This window comes from Corallincola holothuriorum (assembly GCF_003336225.1).
Lineage (GTDB): Bacteria > Pseudomonadota > Gammaproteobacteria > Enterobacterales > Neiellaceae > Corallincola > Corallincola holothuriorum.
The window spans coordinates 159,281-177,315 of record NZ_QPID01000002.1; the positions used below are offsets into that span (position 1 = coordinate 159,281).

General features: G+C 50.9%; 18 protein-coding genes. 11 read left to right on the forward strand and 7 right to left on the reverse strand.

The window, feature by feature from the left end; all coding sequences use genetic code 11:
* Positions 1-16: 16 nt before the first annotated feature.
* The 4 genes from DU002_RS03720 to cobA all read left to right on the forward strand — a co-directional run bounded on the left by DU002_RS03720 (position 17) and on the right by cobA (position 5,157).
* Entirely contained in the window at positions 17-1,831 is a 1,815-nt protein-coding gene (locus tag DU002_RS03720; protein WP_114337019.1) for an assimilatory sulfite reductase (NADPH) flavoprotein subunit, read from the forward strand.
* Positions 1,831-3,543 carry an assimilatory sulfite reductase (NADPH) hemoprotein subunit gene (gene cysI, locus DU002_RS03725; RefSeq protein WP_114337020.1) on the forward strand — a complete coding sequence of 571 codons (1,713 nt, stop codon included), beginning with the start codon at positions 1,831-1,833 and terminating at the stop codon, positions 3,541-3,543. Before DU002_RS03720 ends, cysI begins: the two co-directional genes overlap by 1 nt.
* A complete protein-coding gene (locus DU002_RS03730) occupies positions 3,530-4,279 on the forward strand; it encodes a phosphoadenylyl-sulfate reductase (RefSeq protein WP_114337021.1) in 750 nt (249 codons plus the stop codon). Before cysI ends, DU002_RS03730 begins: the two co-directional genes overlap by 14 nt.
* Before the next feature lie 65 nt (positions 4,280-4,344).
* Positions 4,345-5,157, forward strand: coding sequence for a uroporphyrinogen-III C-methyltransferase (gene cobA, locus DU002_RS03735; protein WP_114337022.1), 813 nt, complete (start codon positions 4,345-4,347; stop codon positions 5,155-5,157).
* Between the two features lie 9 nt (positions 5,158-5,166).
* Here cobA and DU002_RS03740 read toward each other — a convergent pair whose 3' ends face one another.
* Genes DU002_RS03740 through DU002_RS03750 form a run of 3 tightly spaced genes read right to left on the reverse strand, consistent with a single transcriptional unit; the run spans position 5,167 to position 9,365 of the window.
* Positions 5,167-5,979, reverse strand: a complete 813-nt coding sequence (locus tag DU002_RS03740) for a TIGR03899 family protein (protein WP_114337023.1) — start codon at positions 5,977-5,979, stop codon at positions 5,167-5,169.
* Positions 5,969-8,182, reverse strand: a complete 2,214-nt coding sequence (locus DU002_RS03745; RefSeq protein ID WP_114337024.1) for a GGDEF domain-containing protein — start codon at positions 8,180-8,182, stop codon at positions 5,969-5,971. Before DU002_RS03745 ends, DU002_RS03740 begins: the two co-directional genes overlap by 11 nt.
* A 7-nt stretch (positions 8,183-8,189) precedes the next feature.
* On the reverse strand, positions 8,190-9,365 hold the full coding sequence (locus DU002_RS03750; protein WP_114337025.1) for a sugar ABC transporter substrate-binding protein: 1,176 nt from the start codon (positions 9,363-9,365) through the stop codon (positions 8,190-8,192).
* Positions 9,366-9,529: 164 nt separating this feature from the next.
* Here DU002_RS03750 and DU002_RS03755 point away from each other — a divergent pair, with 164 nt between their 5' ends.
* The 4 genes from DU002_RS03755 to DU002_RS03770 all read left to right on the forward strand — a co-directional run bounded on the left by DU002_RS03755 (position 9,530) and on the right by DU002_RS03770 (position 12,555).
* Positions 9,530-9,967, forward strand: a complete 438-nt coding sequence (locus DU002_RS03755) for a hypothetical protein (protein ID WP_114337026.1) — start codon at positions 9,530-9,532, stop codon at positions 9,965-9,967.
* A gap of 181 nt (positions 9,968-10,148) precedes the next feature.
* Positions 10,149-10,457, forward strand: coding sequence for a hypothetical protein (locus DU002_RS03760; protein WP_114337027.1), 309 nt, complete (start codon positions 10,149-10,151; stop codon positions 10,455-10,457).
* Positions 10,458-10,537: 80 nt separating this feature from the next.
* Positions 10,538-11,902 carry a UDP-N-acetylmuramate:L-alanyl-gamma-D-glutamyl-meso-diaminopimelate ligase gene (mpl, locus tag DU002_RS03765; RefSeq protein WP_114337028.1) on the forward strand — a complete coding sequence of 455 codons (1,365 nt, stop codon included), beginning with the start codon at positions 10,538-10,540 and terminating at the stop codon, positions 11,900-11,902.
* Positions 11,899-12,555, forward strand: a complete 657-nt coding sequence (locus DU002_RS03770) for a flavin prenyltransferase UbiX (RefSeq protein WP_114337029.1) — start codon at positions 11,899-11,901, stop codon at positions 12,553-12,555. The genes mpl and DU002_RS03770 overlap by 4 nt, the downstream gene beginning before the upstream one ends.
* A 26-nt stretch (positions 12,556-12,581) precedes the next feature.
* Here DU002_RS03770 and can read toward each other — a convergent pair whose 3' ends face one another.
* The gene (gene can, locus DU002_RS03775) at positions 12,582-13,232 is read right to left on the reverse strand and encodes a carbonate dehydratase (RefSeq protein WP_114337376.1); all 651 of its coding nucleotides are present in this window, start codon (positions 13,230-13,232) and stop codon (positions 12,582-12,584) included.
* A gap of 116 nt (positions 13,233-13,348) precedes the next feature.
* Here can and DU002_RS03780 point away from each other — a divergent pair, with 116 nt between their 5' ends.
* Genes DU002_RS03780 through trmB form a run of 3 tightly spaced genes read left to right on the forward strand, consistent with a single transcriptional unit; the run spans position 13,349 to position 15,729 of the window.
* Positions 13,349-14,272 carry an ABC transporter ATP-binding protein gene (locus tag DU002_RS03780; RefSeq protein WP_114337030.1) on the forward strand — a complete coding sequence of 308 codons (924 nt, stop codon included), beginning with the start codon at positions 13,349-13,351 and terminating at the stop codon, positions 14,270-14,272.
* The gene (locus DU002_RS03785; protein ID WP_114337377.1) at positions 14,272-15,045 is read left to right on the forward strand and encodes an ABC transporter permease; all 774 of its coding nucleotides are present in this window, start codon (positions 14,272-14,274) and stop codon (positions 15,043-15,045) included. The genes DU002_RS03780 and DU002_RS03785 overlap by 1 nt, the downstream gene beginning before the upstream one ends.
* On the forward strand, positions 15,046-15,729 hold the full coding sequence (gene trmB / locus DU002_RS03790) for a tRNA (guanine(46)-N(7))-methyltransferase TrmB (protein ID WP_114337031.1): 684 nt from the start codon (positions 15,046-15,048) through the stop codon (positions 15,727-15,729). It begins immediately after the preceding gene.
* Between the two features lie 93 nt (positions 15,730-15,822).
* Here the strand turns inward: trmB and panD are convergent, their stop codons facing one another.
* From panD to panB, 3 genes are all read right to left on the reverse strand, one after another.
* Complete coding sequence (gene panD, locus DU002_RS03795) at positions 15,823-16,203, reverse strand: aspartate 1-decarboxylase (RefSeq protein WP_114337032.1); 381 nt, start codon at positions 16,201-16,203, stop codon at positions 15,823-15,825.
* 81 nt (positions 16,204-16,284) lie between these two features.
* Positions 16,285-17,148: a pantoate--beta-alanine ligase gene (panC, locus tag DU002_RS03800; RefSeq protein WP_114337378.1), complete on the reverse strand. Its 864-nt coding sequence runs from the start codon at positions 17,146-17,148 to the stop codon at positions 16,285-16,287.
* Positions 17,148-17,945 (reverse strand): 3-methyl-2-oxobutanoate hydroxymethyltransferase, encoded by a 798-nt coding sequence (panB, locus tag DU002_RS03805; protein ID WP_114337033.1) that lies wholly within the window; start codon positions 17,943-17,945, stop codon positions 17,148-17,150. Before panB ends, panC begins: the two co-directional genes overlap by 1 nt.
* Positions 17,946-18,035: the final 90 nt, after the last annotated feature.

The window sequence follows — 18,035 nt, forward strand, 5'->3', positions numbered from 1 at the left end:
GGGAAAAATACCAGCGATGGCTTCTAAGGATAATTTGCTTTCTGCACTGCTCAGTACTGAGCAACAGCAACGCCTGCAACAAGCGGTAGGCGACTTCAATCCGGCACAACTGACCTGGGTCAGTGGCTACTTGGCTGGCTTAGCTAATGCGGGCGGCGTGCAAGCAACCGCAGGCACTGCGGTCACTGTTGATGCGCCTGCTGCCGGCGGCGCTCTCACCATTCTTTATGGCACCCAAAGTGGTAACGGCAAAGCGGTGGCGAGTCAGCTGCAGGCGCAAGCCGAAGCCAAGGGGTTACCCACAAAATTGGTCTCCATGGCTGACTTCCCAGTGAAACAGCTGAAGAAAGAGACCCACCTGGCCATCGTGGTGAGTACCCATGGCGAAGGCGATCCACCGGATGAAGCGGAAGAGCTGCACGCGTTGTTAGGCTCTAAACGTGCTCCGAAACTGGATGGCTTGAAGTTTTCTGTTTTGGCGCTGGGCGACTCCAGCTACGAGTTCTATTGCCAGACAGGTAAAGATTTTGACGAGCGCATCGCCAAGCAAGGCGGCTCTCGCTTACTTGACCGCGTAGACTGCGATGTTGATTTTGAGGCTGCAGCTGAGACTTGGCGTAATCAGCTGGTTGACGTGCTGGCGAAAGAGTTGAGTGCAGTGCATGCACCGGTTCAGGCGGGCGTGTCGGCGAATACCGCAGTGTCTGCCACCGCAAGTCAATATGACAAAAAGCATCCATTTACGGCCAACTTGTTGGCGAACCAGAAGATCACAGGCCGTGATTCTATTAAAGATATCCGTCATGTCGAGATCGATCTTGAAGGCTCCGGCTTGGCCTATCGTCCTGGTGATTCGCTGGGGATCTGGTTTGAGAATGACGTTGCGTTAGTCGATGAGCTACTTACTTTGCTTGGCCTTGATGGTTCGACCGAAGTGAAGTTGGATGACGAAACTTTCAGTTTGAAAGATGCGTTGATCAGTAAGTATGAACTTACGCAGTTGGTGCCTAGTTTTGTGAAAAGCTACGCCGAATCGGCTGACAACGCGACACTGAAAGCGTTGGCTGATGATGCCACTGCGTTGCGCGAATTTATCGGTGACCGACAGGTGATTGATGTCGTGCGTGAGCATCCGGCTAAGCTGACAGCTGAACAGTTGCAAAGCAGTCTCCGTCGCATTACACCGCGTTTGTATTCTATTGCATCCAGCCAGTCAGAGGTGGAAGAGGAAGTGCATCTGACGGTTGGTGTGGTGCGCTACGACGCATTTGGCTCTGAGCATTTGGGCGGCGCCTCTGGGTTCTTAGCAGAACGCCTGGAAGAGGGTGACGACGTAAAAGTGTTTATTGAAAACAATGACCACTTCCGTTTACCTGAAAACGGTGATACGCCAGTGGTTATGGTTGGCCCAGGAACCGGCATCGCGCCGTTCCGTGCGTTTCTTCAGGAACGGGAAGCAACTGATGCCGACGGCGATAACTGGTTGCTGTTCGGTAACCCGACCTTTACTCAAGATTTCCTCTATCAAACCGAGATCCAGCGCTACGTAAAAAGTGGTGTGTTGTCGAAAGTGGATCTGGCCTGGTCTCGGGATCAAGCGCACAAGATCTATGTGCAGGATAAGATCCGTGAACAGGGGGCAGAGCTGTATCAGTGGTTGGAAAGCGGCGCACATTTCTATGTGTGTGGCGATGCCAGTCGTATGGCTAAAGATGTGCATGAAGCATTAATCAGTGTAGTGGCAGAGCATGGTGGAAAGAGCCAGGAAGATGCTGAAGCCTATGTTACCGAGCTACGTCGCGCGAAGCGTTATCAACGGGATGTTTACTAATGAGCGATCTGAATGAATTGAAAGTGTCTGGCAAATTGGCAGACAACGAGCGAATCAAAGGTGAGAGTAACTTCCTGCGCGGCACCATTGCTGAAGATCTTAACGATGGTTTGACCGGTGGGTTTACCTCTGACAATTTCCAGCTGATCCGTTTTCACGGAATGTATCAGCAGGATGATCGCGATATCCGTGCTGAGCGTGCCAAGCAGAAGCTGGAACCGCTGCAAACCATGATGCTGCGCGCCCGGATGCCCGGCGGTGTGATCACGCCGCAGCAGTGGCTGGGGATCGATAAGTTCGCCGAAGAAAACACCATGTTCGGCAGTATTCGCCTGACCACGCGGCAGACGTTTCAGTTTCACGGTGTACTCAAACGCAACCTGAAGCTGATGCATCAAACGCTGGATGCCATGGGCATCGATTCGATAGCGACGGCGGGTGACGTTAACCGTAACGTACTGTGTACCTCAAATCCGGTTGAGTCTGAGCTACACGCAGAAGCGTATGCATGGGCGACTAAGATCTCAGAGCATCTGTTACCGCGAACCAAGGCGTACGCAGAGATCTGGTTGAACGGTGAAAAGCATTTATCGACCGAAGAACCGATCCTGGGGTCAACCTATCTGCCACGTAAGTTCAAAACAACCGTGGTGATCCCGCCGCACAACGACATCGATGTGCATGCCAATGATCTGAACTTTGTTGCTATCGCTGATAATGGCAAGTTGGTCGGTTTTAACGTGTTGGTTGGTGGTGGCTTAGCCATGACCCACGGTGATACGGCGACTTATCCACGCAAAGCGGATGATTTCGGCTTTATTCCGGTGGAGCACACGCTGGCGTTTGCTGAAGCTGTGGTCACGACGCAACGTGATTTGGGTAACCGGGTTAACCGTAAGAATGCAAAAACTAAGTACACCCTTGAGCGTGTTGGTGTTGACGTATTTAAAGCGGAAGTAGAAAAACGTGCTGGTGTGAAATTTGAGCCAAGCCGCCCGTATGAGTTCACTGAGCGTGGCGATCGCTTTGGCTGGGTTAAAGGGATCGATGGCAAGTGGCATTTGACGCTGTTTATTGAAAACGGCCGAATCCTCGACTTCCCTAACAAGCCGTTGAAAACAGGCATGGCAAAGATCGCTGCGATCCATCAGGGCGATTTCCGTATGACGGCGAACCAAAATCTAGTGGTTGCCGGTGTACCTGAAGCGCAAAAAAATGAGATTGAGCAGCTCGCAGTTAGTCACGGCCTGATGGACAGTTCCGTCTCCGAGCAACGTCAGAGCTCAATGGCTTGTGTGGCTTTACCGACTTGCCCATTGGCGATGGCGGAAGCCGAGCGCATGTTGCCGGAGTTTGTGACCGATATTGAGGGGATGCTGGCTAAGCACGGTATTGCCGAAGAATCGATTATTACTCGCGTCACCGGTTGCCCTAATGGTTGTGGTCGCGCCATGTTGGCGGAAGTTGGCTTAGTGGGTAAAGGTCCAAATAAGTATAACTTCTACCTGGGTGGTAACCATAACGGTACCCGTATTCCGCGGATGTACCGCGAAAACATCAGCGATACCGAAATTAAAGCAGAACTGGATAGTTTAATTGGCCGCTGGTCAAAAGAGCGCGATGGTAGCGAGCGTTTTGGTGACTTCGTTATCCGTGCTGGTGTGGTGCGTCCGGTTATCGACTCAGCGAGGGATTTCCATGATAACTCCTGATAGCTTGTTAACGCTGCCGACCGCGCAGCGGCGCATTGCATTGACCGAGGTGAATCAGAGTCTGGAGCAGAAAACTGCTGAACAGCGAGTTGCCTGGGCGCTGGAAAACCTGCCTGGGGAGATTGTGCTCTCCTCCAGCTTTGGTATTCAAGCCGCGGTGATGCTGCACATGGTGACACGTCAGCGGCCTGATATTCCCGTGATCTTGGTGGATACCGGTTATCTGTTCAAAGAGACTTATCAGTTTATTGATGGCCTCACAGAGCAGCTAGACCTCAATCTGCAAGTATACCGCTGCGCTGAAAGTGCGGCCTGGCAGGAGGCGCGTCATGGCCGTTTATGGGAACAAGGAATTGAGGGCATTGACCGTTACAACAAGATGAACAAAGTTGAGCCGATGCAGCGTGCTATGCGTGATTTAGGTGTTGGCACCTGGTTCTCTGGTTTACGGCGCAGTCAGTCATCTACTCGTGCAGAACTGCCTGTGGTTGATTTGATCGATACACGCTTTAAGGTGTTACCGATCATCGACTGGAGCAATAAAGACGTTCACTATTACTTAAAAGAGAATGGCTTGGATTATCATCCATTGTGGGATCAGGGCTATGTCTCAGTGGGAGATCACCACAGTAGCCGGCCACTTGAAGCGGGCATGACGGAAGAGGAAACTCGCTTCTTTGGTCTGAAACGAGAGTGTGGTCTGCACGATACCAATGTGATGGGTGACGGTATTTAATTTGTTCTTATGCTGAACGAATAAAAGGGCCGATAGGCCCTTTGCTATTTCTGGAGTATGAAGTAATGACTGAACGTATGGCCCCACTGCGTCAATTAGCGCCCAACCTTGCTGAAAAAATGGCGCAGGCGTGGCCGCCTGTGCCGGTATCGCTGATTGGTGCCGGGCCCGGCGATCCAGGATTGTTAACCATCAAAGCACTCATTCGCCTGCAACAAGCTGATGTTGTGATGTATGACTACCTGGTATCAGAAGAGATCATGTCACTGGTGCCTGCCCATGTTGAGAAGGTGTGTGTCGGCAAGCGCGCTGGAAATCACAGCGTGCCGCAGGGCGAGATTAACCTGCTAATGGCTGAGCGGGCTGTAAATGGCGACAAGGTGGTACGACTGAAAGGTGGCGATCCGTTTATCTATGGTCGGGGTGGCGAGGAGCTGGAGCTGTTAGTCGAAAAAGGGGTGCCGTTTGAAGTGGTGCCTGGGATCACAGCCGCTTCCGGTTGTGCAGCCTATGCTGGTATCCCGTTAACCCACAGAGACTATGCGCAGACTGCGATGTTTATTACGGGTCATCGGCAGCAGGGCGGTGCGGAGTTGGATTGGCAGATCCTGGCCAAGTCGTCTCACACTCTGGTCATCTATATGGGGGTACTGCGCTCGCAGGATATCCAACAGGCGTTGATCGCTCATGGCCGTGATGAGACGACCCCATTTGTGATTGTTGAGCGAGGAACAACCCCACGTCAGCGGGTGGTGAAAGGTCAGCTAAACCAGTTGGCTGAGATTGTCGCAGATGCAGAAGTGGGCTCGCCGGCATTGATTATTATTGGCGAAGTAGTGGCATTGGCTGATAAGTTGGCTTGGTTTTCTGAGAAGTAACTTTCTGAATTACTTAATTTCGAACGCTTCAGAAAGTAATTTATGCAGCGCATCAAGATAGCTTTGTCGTCCGTTCTCCGGCAGCAGCTGGCTTAGTTCGTCGCCAACCGGAGAAAAGCGAAGATAGACCAGCTTCAGTCCACTGCGCTTAGGCGTGATAATAAAACGCTGGCCGTTAATATTGAGCGCCAGTGGCTCAGCGCTTAACTCTCCAGATTCCAGCTCGGTTGGATAAAGCAGGCCGATATCGGCTAACGCCAGCTGCGCTGAGTAGCTGATACCATGGGCACCTAAAGAGACGGTTTTCGCCACTTCCCCTTTGATCACTTGCCACCAATGTTGGTGGTCGATCCATCCCAGCAATATCCTTCGCCCGCCGCTTCCCCAGCTGGCACGCAGTGCACACAAGCGTTGAAAGTAGTGGGCTTCTTTTATCGTCATACTGCGCAATGTGTCTAAGGCTTTCAGCGAAAAACTGCCGGGGCTACGCCCCTCTTCAGCCAAAATTTTTCCCCATAACTGCTGCATTTGCGGGTTGAGTGTCGCTTCGGCGAGTTCGACAAAATGTTGCAGCCAATCTGGATCCAGGACAGTGCCAGCGTCCGAGTCGGAACTGTGTTGCAGCGCAATCGCCACGACCTGTTCAATATTTTTTTGCTTTTGTTGTTGTAGCAGTTGCTCTCGGTAGCGGGTGCGCTCGCCAAGAGTTCGCTGTTCAAGTGTGTCGCCAGTCATGACGCCCAATTTGGCTAACGACTTTTGTGTCAGTGCGCGAACACTGGGCGGCTCGGTGGTGCGCTGATGACCTGACTTATCGCTCATTCTTCGGATCGATTTCGCTGTCTGATGCGGCGTTGGAGGTTTTACCTAACCGTTGCATTTTGTAATGGGTCTGTTTCTGGTCATACATCCGCTCATCGGCCAGTTTAAACAGACGATTGGGTGGGTACTCTTCTGTTGAGGCGAAACCTGTACTGAATGAGATGAGGTACTCGATCTTATCGCCATCCAGTGTGAGTGTGACAGAGTGTCGTCCTTGCTCTTGCACCAAGCGATCCGTAAGCAACTGGCACCCTTCTAGGGTGCCTTTCTGTACCAACAGTGCGAACTCATCGCCACCAAGTCGATAGACACTGTCGCTTTTACGGCAAATCTTAGACAGCAAGGCGGCTAAGGCTTTGAGTAAGGAATCACCTGCCTGGTGACCATACTTATCATTGGCAAGTTTGAGCCCGTTGGCATCAACCACAAACAGGCCGAAGTGGCGGTCTGAGTACCGCTCAAAAATACTGGCGTAGTTATCAAATGCCTCTTCAAAGGCTTTCCTGTTGGGTAGCCCTGTCAGCTCATCTGTTCTGGCGATGACGCCCAGCTCTTCGGTCAATAGGCGCGTTTCGACAATGGCACTGATCTGTTTAACAAACAGACGGAAGTTGTTTTGTTGCTCGTTCTCCAGCGTGTCGCTTTGTACTACCAGAGCCCCTAAAAACTGATTGCTCACCGAACCGAGATGGAACAGGTAACAATGAGCGTCATGTAAGTTGATGGTTTTTGGCAACTGGGCGAGTCTATTATCACTATATGTCTCCAGCTCATCGCGAAGCTGCGTCTGCACCGTCAGTGTCATCCCCTCGCTGCTGAAATGGGCTGGTTGATAGCGACTGGGGGCAAAGTAGAGCGCCAGTTTGACGTTGGGGAACAGGTCTGACATCAACTGCAAGCTCAATTCAATCACCGCGACATTGTTTTCACACTGTTGCAGCTCAATCGACAGCTTAAGCAGGCTCTGCATAAACTGCCGGCTAAGTTCTTCACGACTCAGCGAGTTACGCAGCTCGGCAGTCTTTTCGTCTACCCGTTGTTCCAATTGCTCATTGAGTGCTGTCAGTTTGCTTAGATAATCATCTTTCAACTCACTGAGATGCTGCAGTTCTCTGTTCTTATCCTTCAGGCTTGTCAGTTGGCGGGTAATCGTATCCCCCATCCCTGCAATTAGCTGTCTTACCTGTTCAAATTCCAAAAATTTGAACCTTAGTGTAGGGGCAATGTAGTTACCTGCTTTGTATTGTTCCAGCACCGATGAAAGGATTTTGAAAGGTTGTCCGATTAAACGGGCGAGAAGGAAAGCGATCACCATGGCGAGAATAATGGCGATGATGATGCTACTGCTCAGTGTTTGTTGTGCTTGCGCCATCTCTGCCATACGGGCGGACTTACGTACGTGCAGGAATATGGCGTATTCCAGAGTGTTCTCCGTTACGTTGGCACCTATTTTCAGGCTTTTAATCGCCATTTGGTGATCCAGCTCCTGCCGGAGCTTTTTCGCTTTGGGATGAGCGGCAATGGGAACCTGTCCCTGCACTATTTCGACCGCTTCCCCCTCCTGCAAGTGGGCACTGATGACTTTGTAAATAGCATCAAATGGCAGAACAGCCAGAATATAACCTTCTGCCTCCCTGCTGACACCCTCCTGCAGCACATGCAGGTAGAGTGGCATCAGCACGGCAACGCCGTAATCGCTTAGCTTTTGCTCACCTTCTGCACCGCTGGTCATTCTCTGATCTTTGAATTGGAACAGCAGTTGCCGTCCATCTTTGACATCATCTTCGTCGATGGCGGCTTGCATCCGCGTCAGCAGTTCACTCTCTTCCAGACCGATAATTGATCCCTGATACTCTTCAACTATCTGCAGGTCAGTATCAAGCAAGTAGATAGAGCTGACCAAGGTGGTTTGTTCGACAAAATCTTTCATCGACGTGAATGCGTGACTGCTGAAGAGAAAGCTATCTAATGCTTGGATCAGGTAGCGCTCGCGGGAAAATAGCTTGAAGTTAGTGGAAAAGATGGAAAATTTGAAATCCAGATCCTGGATGGTGTTGTCTAGAGCACGATTAAGGCTACGCTGCATCGAGGCATCGTTCGCTTTGTACTGCTCATCGAGTAGCAACAAGGAGATAGTGATTGATGGCACTATGGCCACCAATACAATCACCAACGCCAGTAAACTACGAACTTTAAACGCCACGGTTTACCTACTTACCTTGATACTTTTTAAGTTCGCGATCAGCTAAGGATTGCATATAAGCGGCGGCTTTCTCTGCCGAATAGCCGTGATCCATAAAGCGTTTGTAGCCTTTGGCTAAGGCCTCCCAAGTAATCGCCATTGCGGGTTCACTGGGCATCGCTTTGGTTAGCGCGAGCTGTTCAAGGATCACTTTCTCATCACCTTTAGCATTGTCTCTAATTTGTGAAAACACCGTGTCGTTGACTGGTAGTAAGCGATACTGCTCGTAGATATAGCGTTGGTTTTCAGCTTGTTGAAAGAAGCGAGCGAGAGTTTTTAACTTCTCAGCTGTCTCACTTTTCTCCTGCATGCGAGGAAACGCTAACACAAAACTAGAGGACATCGGCTTCAAGGGCTTGCCATCAATCGTCGGTAACAGAGCAACGCCTAAACTGTCTCCAAGCTCCTTTTTAAAATCACTGTAGGCCCAGTCACCGTTAATAGAGTAGGCGTACTCGCCCGAAAGGAACTGCCCCTGTGCGCAATCGTAATTGCAGCCTTTCGGCACTAAGCCTTGGTCGCTCAGGCTACGGTAAAAATTGAGCGCCTTAATCATGGCGGGTGTATTCAGTGTGACCTTGTCACTGTCCATTGGCCAGCCATCGAAAGCACCGAGAAAGGGAACGAACCAATACATTTCGCCATAATTCCAGCCGATCGCTTTGACTGCACGCTGCTTTAACTCTTTCTGCTGTGCTGCCAGTTGCTTCCAGCTTGCCGCGGGTTGTGGAATATATTTCTTGTTGTAGAACATCATCAGGTGATTACCCTGAATAATCGGCACGCCGTATTGTCTGCCTGCGATCACCGTGGTCTGGCGGGCTGATTCGTCGAGAGCGGGATCGTTCCACTCACTGTTTAGCGCCGTCAGCTTTAGCTCGTTATGGAGGCCGAGAAAGTCGGAGGGCACCAACACAACGTCGGGGGTAAGGCCACTGGCCGCACCAAGCAGTAATTCCCCTTTCACCTTGGCTGGCGCAAATGGTGTGATATTGACGGTTACGCCAGTTTCCTTGGTGAAGTTTTCAACAACTTGCTCGATAAATGCACGAGCCTGATGTGCATGCCATAATTCTAGTTCTGCCGCGTGCAAGGAGCCTGACATAAAGCTCAAGAGAACCAGTAGGCGTGTGAACAGTCGCATGGGGTCACTCCAAAGTCGGGGGATTGCGTTAAGTCTAGTTCAATCAGATAGTTTCAAGCTTACAGTGAACCAGAAAATGAGACTGTGGTCTGATTCATAATTAGCCAATCATAATGTATACAAAGCGATAAATTTTGCTTGGCTAAACAAGGGAGGTGCTAACCATGATTAAACCGATGAAAAGCTTACTGAGCTTGGCTGTGGCGTTTTTTCTACTGCCGGTATTCATAGCCGAAGCTGTCTCGTTAGAAGATAAAGTGGTGGTGAGAAAGAGCTCGGAGCCCCGAGAAACCAGCATATGGGAGTTGCGCGAGCAGCTGAAACAGGAGAAAGAGTTTGAGCAATGGCTGCGCCATCAGCAGGATTGGTATTGGATCTCGCAATTGCCGGCAGGTTGTATTATTCGCAAGGATCTAGGTGGTAACTATGATTGTGGCGGTCGTTTTTACTGGCCATACAGGGGAGCAAACAGCACCTATTATTTGCAGATGAATGAACAGCAGTTGCGAGATATGTCGCAACGGGAGCCGGGAAGAGAGCAGCTTGAAAAAGAGACATTACCGCCACCAGAAAAGCCAATGGCACCTATTTCACCTCCTTAAATCGAGCATGATAGCCTACTTTGACTAGCTATTTTTTTGAGTACGATGGTCTTGGCTCTCATTGGGAGCGGAGGTGATCTTAAAACCCATTATGTGCGTTAGACATAGTAGAGGCGGTATTCGAGGCAGTTTAGAAGTAGAATACTGGCCAGCGAAGCGATATTAAGAATTGAGGCGCACTATGAAGAGCATATTGATTTCATTGTTAATGTTGGTGGTGATGGGCTGCAGTTACCAGCCACAATCTGGAGACTGGGCTTCCTATGATGATCCGTCAGGCTGGTTGCCATCTGATAACGGTTGTAAGGTGAACCGATACTACGTACCGGATGCCGTTTCTGTTGAGTGGAAAGGGCCATGTATTGATGGTTTTGCTATTGGTAAAGGTGCTCTGTATTGGGTCGAGGAGGATGGCGTCACTGGTTATAAAACGCAATGCTTACAGCCTGACCATCCTCGCTCAGATTGTTTTATGGGTGGTGTTAATTAGCTAGAAACATGACTACCGTTGACGTTTGTCGATGGTAGTATTGTTACACTCCCGACAAAACGACTGACCGCGAAATTTCTATGCATATCCACATCCTCGGTATCTGTGGCACCTTCATGGGCGGTGTTGCCGCTTTGGCAAAGTCATTGGGACATAAGGTCACCGGCTCTGATGCCAATGTCTATCCGCCAATGAGTACGCAGCTAGAAGCCCTCGGCATTGAGTTGGTGCAAGGCTATGACCCCAGCCAACTTGAGCCTGCGCCAGATCTGGTGGTGATTGGCAATGCCATGTCTCGGGGTAACCCCGCCGTAGAATATACGCTAGAGCACGGACTTCCCTACATGTCTGGCCCGCAGTGGTTGGGCGATTACTTACTTCGCGATCGCTGGGTGTTGGCGGTAGCTGGCACCCACGGCAAAACAACCACAGCCAGTATGCTGGCTTGGATATTGGAAGACGCAGGCATTGCCCCCGGCTTTTTGATTGGTGGTGTGCCCGGCAATTTTAATGTCTCTGCGCGACTCGGAGATAGCCCTTTCTTTGTAGTAGAAGCGGATGAGTACGATAGCGCATTCTTTGATAAGCGCTCCAAATTCGTTCATTACCACCCCCGTACCCTGGTGATGAACAATCTTGAATTCGACCATGCTGATATTTTCGATGATTTGAAAGCGATTAAGCGTCAGTTTCACCATTTGGTTCGTACTGTTCCGGGCTCTGGTCAAATCTTGTGGGCGGAAAAAGAAACCGCTCTCGCTGACGTGATCAAAATGGGCTGCTGGAGTGAACAGCAGGTGATCGGTAGTGGCCGCGATTGGGATGTGGCTAATGTCAGTGCTGATGGTAGTCAGTTCGATGTGTTATTGGCGGGTGAGTTGGTAGGACAGGTGAACTGGCCATTAATCGGACGACACAATGTTGATAATGGCCTAATGGCGATCGCCGCAGCCCGTCATGTTGGAGTGACGCCGGATGTCGCGGTGGATGCGCTGAGTCGGTTTGTCAGCCCGAAGCGCCGTATGGAGTTGAAAGCGGAGATTGCTGGTGTTGCTGTGTATGACGACTTTGCTCATCACCCCACTGCCATCACTACCACGTTAAATGGTTTACGGGCAAAAGTGGGCAAACAACGAATATTGGCGATCCTTGAGCCGCGCTCAAACACCATGAAACTGGGGATCCACAAGCAAGAACTTGCGCAAGCGTTGCAGCAGGCTGACCAAGTGTTTCTGTTTCAACCGCCCGGTATTGAATGGTCATTGGAGGCGGTGGCGGAGCAGTTAACTGCTCCGGTGCAGGTACATCAGGATGTTGATGCGCTGGCTGCTTCGGTGTTGGCAGAAGCCGCTGCGGGAGATCAGCTCTTGGTGATGAGTAATGGTGGCTTTGGCGGTTTGCACAACAAACTGATTGCAGGGCTGCAAGCGGGAGTGATCGCGTGACAGAGAATTGTTCAAAAGAGCTAACCGGCGTCGCGGAATTTGAGGCGGAGGTGACGCTGGCAATTACCGGCGCTTCCGGCGCTCCCTATGCGTTGCGTTTGTTGCAGGTGCTTTGCCAGGCGAACTGGCGGGTGCATCTGTTGGTCTCTTCGGCTGCCCGTGTTGTACTTGCAACAGAGCATGAGTTAAAAGTGCCATCCGCCCCTGACGCCATGGGGAAAGTATTTTCCGACGCTGTAGGGGCTAAGCCTGGATTGATTAAGGCGTATGGTCGTGATGACTGGTTTTCGCCGGTAGCGTCAGGCTCTGCTGCGCCGAAAAAAATGGTGGTGTGCCCTTGCAGCACAGGGAGTTTGGCTGCGATTGCGCTCGGTTGCAGCGATAACCTGATAGAGCGTGCTGCCGACGTGGTGATTAAAGAGCGTGGGCAATTGATCGTGGTACCGAGGGAAGCTCCTCTATCTGCTATCCATCTAGAACATATGTTAAAGCTGGCGAACTTGGGGGTGACTATCATGCCTGCGTCGCCAGGCTTTTATCATCAACCTGCTTCGGTCGAAGATCTGGTCGACTTTATGGTAGCTAGGATATTGGATCACCTTGGGGTTGAGCATGACTTGGTAAAGCGCTGGGGATATGGCGGCGCTCGTTAGTCACTCGCGCCGCAGATCTTGAGTTGTTAGTCGGCAAAGACCGAGTCTAAGGCGAGCCGATATTTGGCTTCGCAGTCGTCTGGACTATCGATGGTGAGACCGACATTTTTTAAATGCCCATCTTCAACAGCGTAGATCCAACCATGTACCCTCACTTTCTGACCTCGGGCCCATGCATCTTGAATAACGGTTGAGTTGCATGTGTTAAACACCTGATCAATGACGTTGAGATCCGAAAGGCGGTTGGTTCGCTCGGTGTCATCCTCAATCATATCAAGACGGTTGCGGTTCTTTAGGTAGATATCGCGTATGTGCAGCAGCCAGTTATTGACCAACCCCACTTTGGCATTTTGCATTGCGGCAGTGACGCCACCACAAGCGTAATGGCCGCAAATAATCACTTCTTCCACCTTCAGTACATCGATCGCATACTGCAATACGCTCAGGCAGTTTAGATCGGTATGAATGACCTGGTTAGCGACGTTGCGATGGACAAACAGCTCACCTGGTTTTAATCCGGTTAACCGTTCTGCGGCAACGCGGCTGTCAGAGCAGCCAACCCAGAGGTATTTCGGGCTCTGACCTTTTGCCAGCTCCTGAAAATAATCGGGATCTTCTTTGACACGACGCTCTGCCCAGAGTCGATTATTTTCGAATAGCTGCTTGATATTTGCCAAGATACACTCCATATCTGGTGGGTTATCAGCAGGCTAGCGTGTTTTATCCTAAGGTCAAACTCTTTGTTGCTGGACGGATCAGCCACTGCACCCATTCCCAAAGGTAGTTATCAATTATGAATGCTTTGCGTATCAATGCGTTAGCGAAAACGTACGCAGGTGGTGTTGAAGCATTGAAGGGGATAAACCTCAATGTTCAGCAAGGTGATTTTTTCGCATTACTAGGCCCCAATGGGGCAGGTAAGAGCACAACTATCGGCATCATCTGTGCGCTCGTCAATAAAACCGAGGGCGATGTTGAGGTATTTGGCCATAGCATTGAACATGCACCAGAGCTCGCCAAACTCGAGATCGGCTTAGTTCCGCAGGAGTTCAACTTCAATCAGTTTGAAACGGTATTGCAGATCGTCATGCATCAAGCGGGCTATTACGGTGTCACCCGTGCAGAGGCCAAGCCGCGGGCAGAGAAATACCTGACGCAGTTGGGGTTATGGGAGAAGCGCAACGAGCGCGCCCGCGAACTTTCTGGCGGCATGAAGCGTAGATTGATGATCGCCCGCGCCTTGATGCATGAGCCTAAGCTATTGATCCTCGATGAACCCACCGCGGGGGTGGACATCGAACTACGTCGTTCGATGTGGGAATTCCTCAAGCAGATTAATGAACAGCAGGGGATCACCATTATCCTGACAACGCACTACCTGGAAGAGGCAGAGATGCTGTGTCGTAATATCGCGATTATTGATCATGGCCGTATTGTCGAAAATACCTCGATGAAATCGCTGCTCTCTAAGCTAAATGTGGAAACCTTCTTGTTAGATCTGGCTCCCAACAGTCCTGAAATAACGTTAAATAACTTTGTCTGTCGCCGCTTAGACGCGACATGCCTTGAGGTTGATGTGGAGAAAGAGCAGGGGTTGAATGACGTTTTTGCACAACTGGCAGCGCAGGGCGTAGAAGTGTTGTCGATGCGGAATAAGGCCAACCGCTTGGAAGAACTGTTTGTGCGTTTAGTTGAAGCGGGGAGGGAGGCCAAATGATGATCCATCGTCGTCATGTGATCGCGCTACAGAGTATCTGGCGCAAAGAGGTTATTCGCTTTATGCGGATCTGGGTGCAAACCCTCGTGCCTCCGGTGATCACCATGAGTCTTTATTTTGTCATTTTTGGTAACCTGATCGGCAGCCGTATTGGCGAGATGGGCGGTTTTGATTACATGTCCTATATCGTGCCAGGTCTGATCATGATGTCAGTGATCACCAACTCCTACGCAAACGTGGCATCGTCATTCTATAGCGCTAAATTTCAGCGTAACGTGGAAGAGTTGATGGTTGCCCCTGTACCCAATTGGGTGATTGTTGCTGGTTTTGTTGGTGGCGGTGTGGCGCGAGGTTTGTTAGTTGGCTTTATTGTCACGCTGGTGTCGATGTTTTTTACCTCATTGCCGTTGCACAACATCGGTATTCTTTTTATCACCGGTGTGCTGACCTCGGTCTTATTTGCGCTAGGTGGTCTAGCAAATGCGATCTTTGCCCGCAGCTTCGACGACATCAGTATTATCCCAACGTTTATATTGACGCCGCTGACCTATTTGGGTGGCGTATTTTACTCGATCAAACTGCTGCCCGAGTTTTGGCAAGGCGTATCCCAGATCAACCCAATCCTCTACATGGTTAATGCGTTTCGTTATGGTTTTCTCGGTGTGTCAGATATCTCTGTGAGCGTTGCGCTGGCCGTTTTGTCAGCAATGATTTTGTTACTGTTTGCTTGGGTGATGCACCTACTTCGCAAAGGCACAGGGTTACGTAGTTAGATGAGCGATGGCAGCGAAACTGCAGGTAACTCCCGTGCAGTACAGAGTAATCAGACCGGTTTGCATGAGCGCCTCGATGAAGTGGTGTTGAAACACCTTGCGGAACCGTTCTTAAAGCCACAGGCCGAGCGTTCATTGGCACTGTTTGCGCAACTTTCCGAGCAGGTCAAGCAGCATGGTGGCCCTGTGGTGTTGGACTCCTGTTGTGGCGTGGGTGAAAGTACCCGCCGCTTGGCTTTGCGCCATCCGCAGGCATTAGTGATCGGCATGGACAAATCAGCTGACCGTATTGAACGGCAATCTGATCTGGCTATCAGCGCCGATAACTACCTGTTGGCAAGGGCCGATCTCAATGATCTGTGGCGCCTAATTGCTGCCGCCGATTGGCCCATCACCCATCACTACTTGTTGTATCCCAACCCCTGGCCGAAATCGAAGCATCTGCAACGGCGCTGGCATGGTGCAGGGGTGTTTCCTGATCTGATTAAGATCGGTGGTCAACTGGAGTTACGCAGTAACTGGCCTATCTATCTGCAAGAGTTTGCACGGGCATTAGCCCTCGCAGGCCAAGGGCAACATCCGGTGGTGCCATTAACTGACGCCACAGAGGCGCTGACGCCGTTTGAGCGTAAATATCGAGACAGTGGTCAGGCGTTATGGCAACTGGTGTGTGAGTTGGGCTAGATGAGCTGGTAGGCAGCTTAGATCGAAAAAGGCGAGTGCTTTTGCAGCATCTCGCCTTCGTTTGTTCTGAGCCAGCAGTAGGAGGAGCCTAGGTTAGGCGACCTGTACTGGTAAATCCTTACTGGTACGAACGATATTATTGCCTTGATCCAGATAGACCAAGCTTGGCTTGTGGGTCATCGCTTCGGCGTTGCTCATGGCAACATAAGCACAGATGATCACACGGTTGCCAACTTCAGCCTGATGGGCGGCAGCGCCATTCACTGAAATGATTTTAGAGCCTCGCTCACCGGCTATCGCATAGGTAGTGAAGCGCTTACCATTATCAATGTTGTAGATCTGGATCTGTTCGAATTCAAGGATACCAGAGGCATCCAGCATATCCTGGTCGATCGCGCACGAACCTTCATATTCAAGTTCTGCGTGGGTTACACGTGCCTGGTGTAACTTACCTTTTAACATTGTGGTTTGCATTCAGTTTCCCCTTATTGCTATCCCCGTGTGCATAATCGGCGTCAAAAAACCGAGAAATTCGACGAGGCGCGCAAATATAGATCAATCTGCGGCTGTCTGCAATTCTACCACCTGATTATCTATCAGGCGGGCTGCACCTAAAAAGGCCGCGATCAGTACAACAGCACGCTGACTGTCCGGTGTTAACGGCTGTAAATTATCCGCATCCACCACATCAATACTGTCGGTGTGAAAGCCATGAGTATCTAGCTGTTCACGGGTTTGTTCGAGTAATTGCTCTAAGGGTATTTTACCCGCTGAAATCGATTCACTCAAATATTGCAGATGTTGATACAACAAGGGTGCCAGATCGCGCTGGTCGGAGGTCAGGTAGCCATTGCGTGAGCTCATGGCGAGGCCATCGCTATCGCGAACCGTTGGTACGCCAATGACTTCAATGTCTAACGCCAGATCGATCACCATCTGCTTAAGCAAAGCTAGCTGCTGATAATCTTTTTGACCGAAGCAAGCGACATCGGGTTGCACCAAATTGAACAGTTTAGTCACCACCGTGGAGACGCCGCGGAAATGACCGGGGCGACTGGCGCCTTCCAATAAGCTGGATAGGCCGGGCACGTCGACATAGGTTTGCTGATCTAGGCCTTTGGGATACATGATCTCTGGGGTGGGTGTAAACAGCAGGTCTACGCCGGTGGCGATCAATTTTTGTTGGTCGGCTTCCAGTGTTCTGGGGTAACGATCCAGATCGTCGGGGCGATCAAATTGCATCGGATTAACGAAAACGCTAACCACCACTTTATCGGCACGCTGTTTCGCCTCCTCGACCAAGGTCAAATGCCCCTGATGCAGATTACCCATGGTGGGGACAAAACCGATGGTGGATCCAGCCTGGCGCCAAGCTTTGATCTGCGCGCGGAGCGCGGTGATATCTTTGACTGTTTGCATCATGACGAGAAGCTATGTTCCGGACCGGGGAAGCTGCCGTCAGTGACAGCGTCGATATAGGCTGCTACCGCGCCACGTACATCGCGGCCGTCGGTAAGGAAGTTTTTACTGAACTTGGGCGGTTTACCCGGCGTTAGGCCAATCAGATCATGCATTACCAGGATCTGACCATCGGTGACCGAACCCGCGCCGATGCCAATCACAGGAATGGAGAGTGCTTGCGTGATGGTGGCGGCCAATTCGGTAGGAATGCACTCCAATACCAATAACTGTGCGCCAGCGGCTTCTAGGGCTTTGGCATCGCTAAGCAGCTTGTCCGCCTGACTCTGTTGCCGACCTTGTACTTTAAAACCGCCAAACAGATGCACTGACTGAGGTGTCAGGCCAAGGTGACCACACACGGGTACGCCGCGCTCAGTCAGCCCTTTGATGCTCTCATATAGCCATTCACCACCTTCTAACTTGACCATGTTGGCGCCTGCTTGCATCAGCTTGGTGGCGGTTTCATAGGTCTGGATTGGCGTGGTGTAACTCATGAATGGCATGTCGGCGATCACCAAGGCATCGACAGCGCCGCGGCTGACACTGGCAACGTGGTAAGCCATATCGTCAACGCTGACTGGGACGGTGTCAGCGTGGCCTTGCAACACCATGCCTAATGAATCACCGACGAGCAGGACACCTACGCCTGCTTCAGAGAAGAGCTTGGCGAATGATGCATCGTAGGCGGTCAGGGTGGCAAATTTTTTGCCATCTTGCTTGTATTGTTGCAATGTCGAAACTGTTGTTTTGCTCATGCCGTTCAACCGAATTAATTAACTTCAAATCAGCCCGTTATCAGGGCGGCAAACTATATCAGTGGTTTATGGATGATTAAAGCCAGCGGA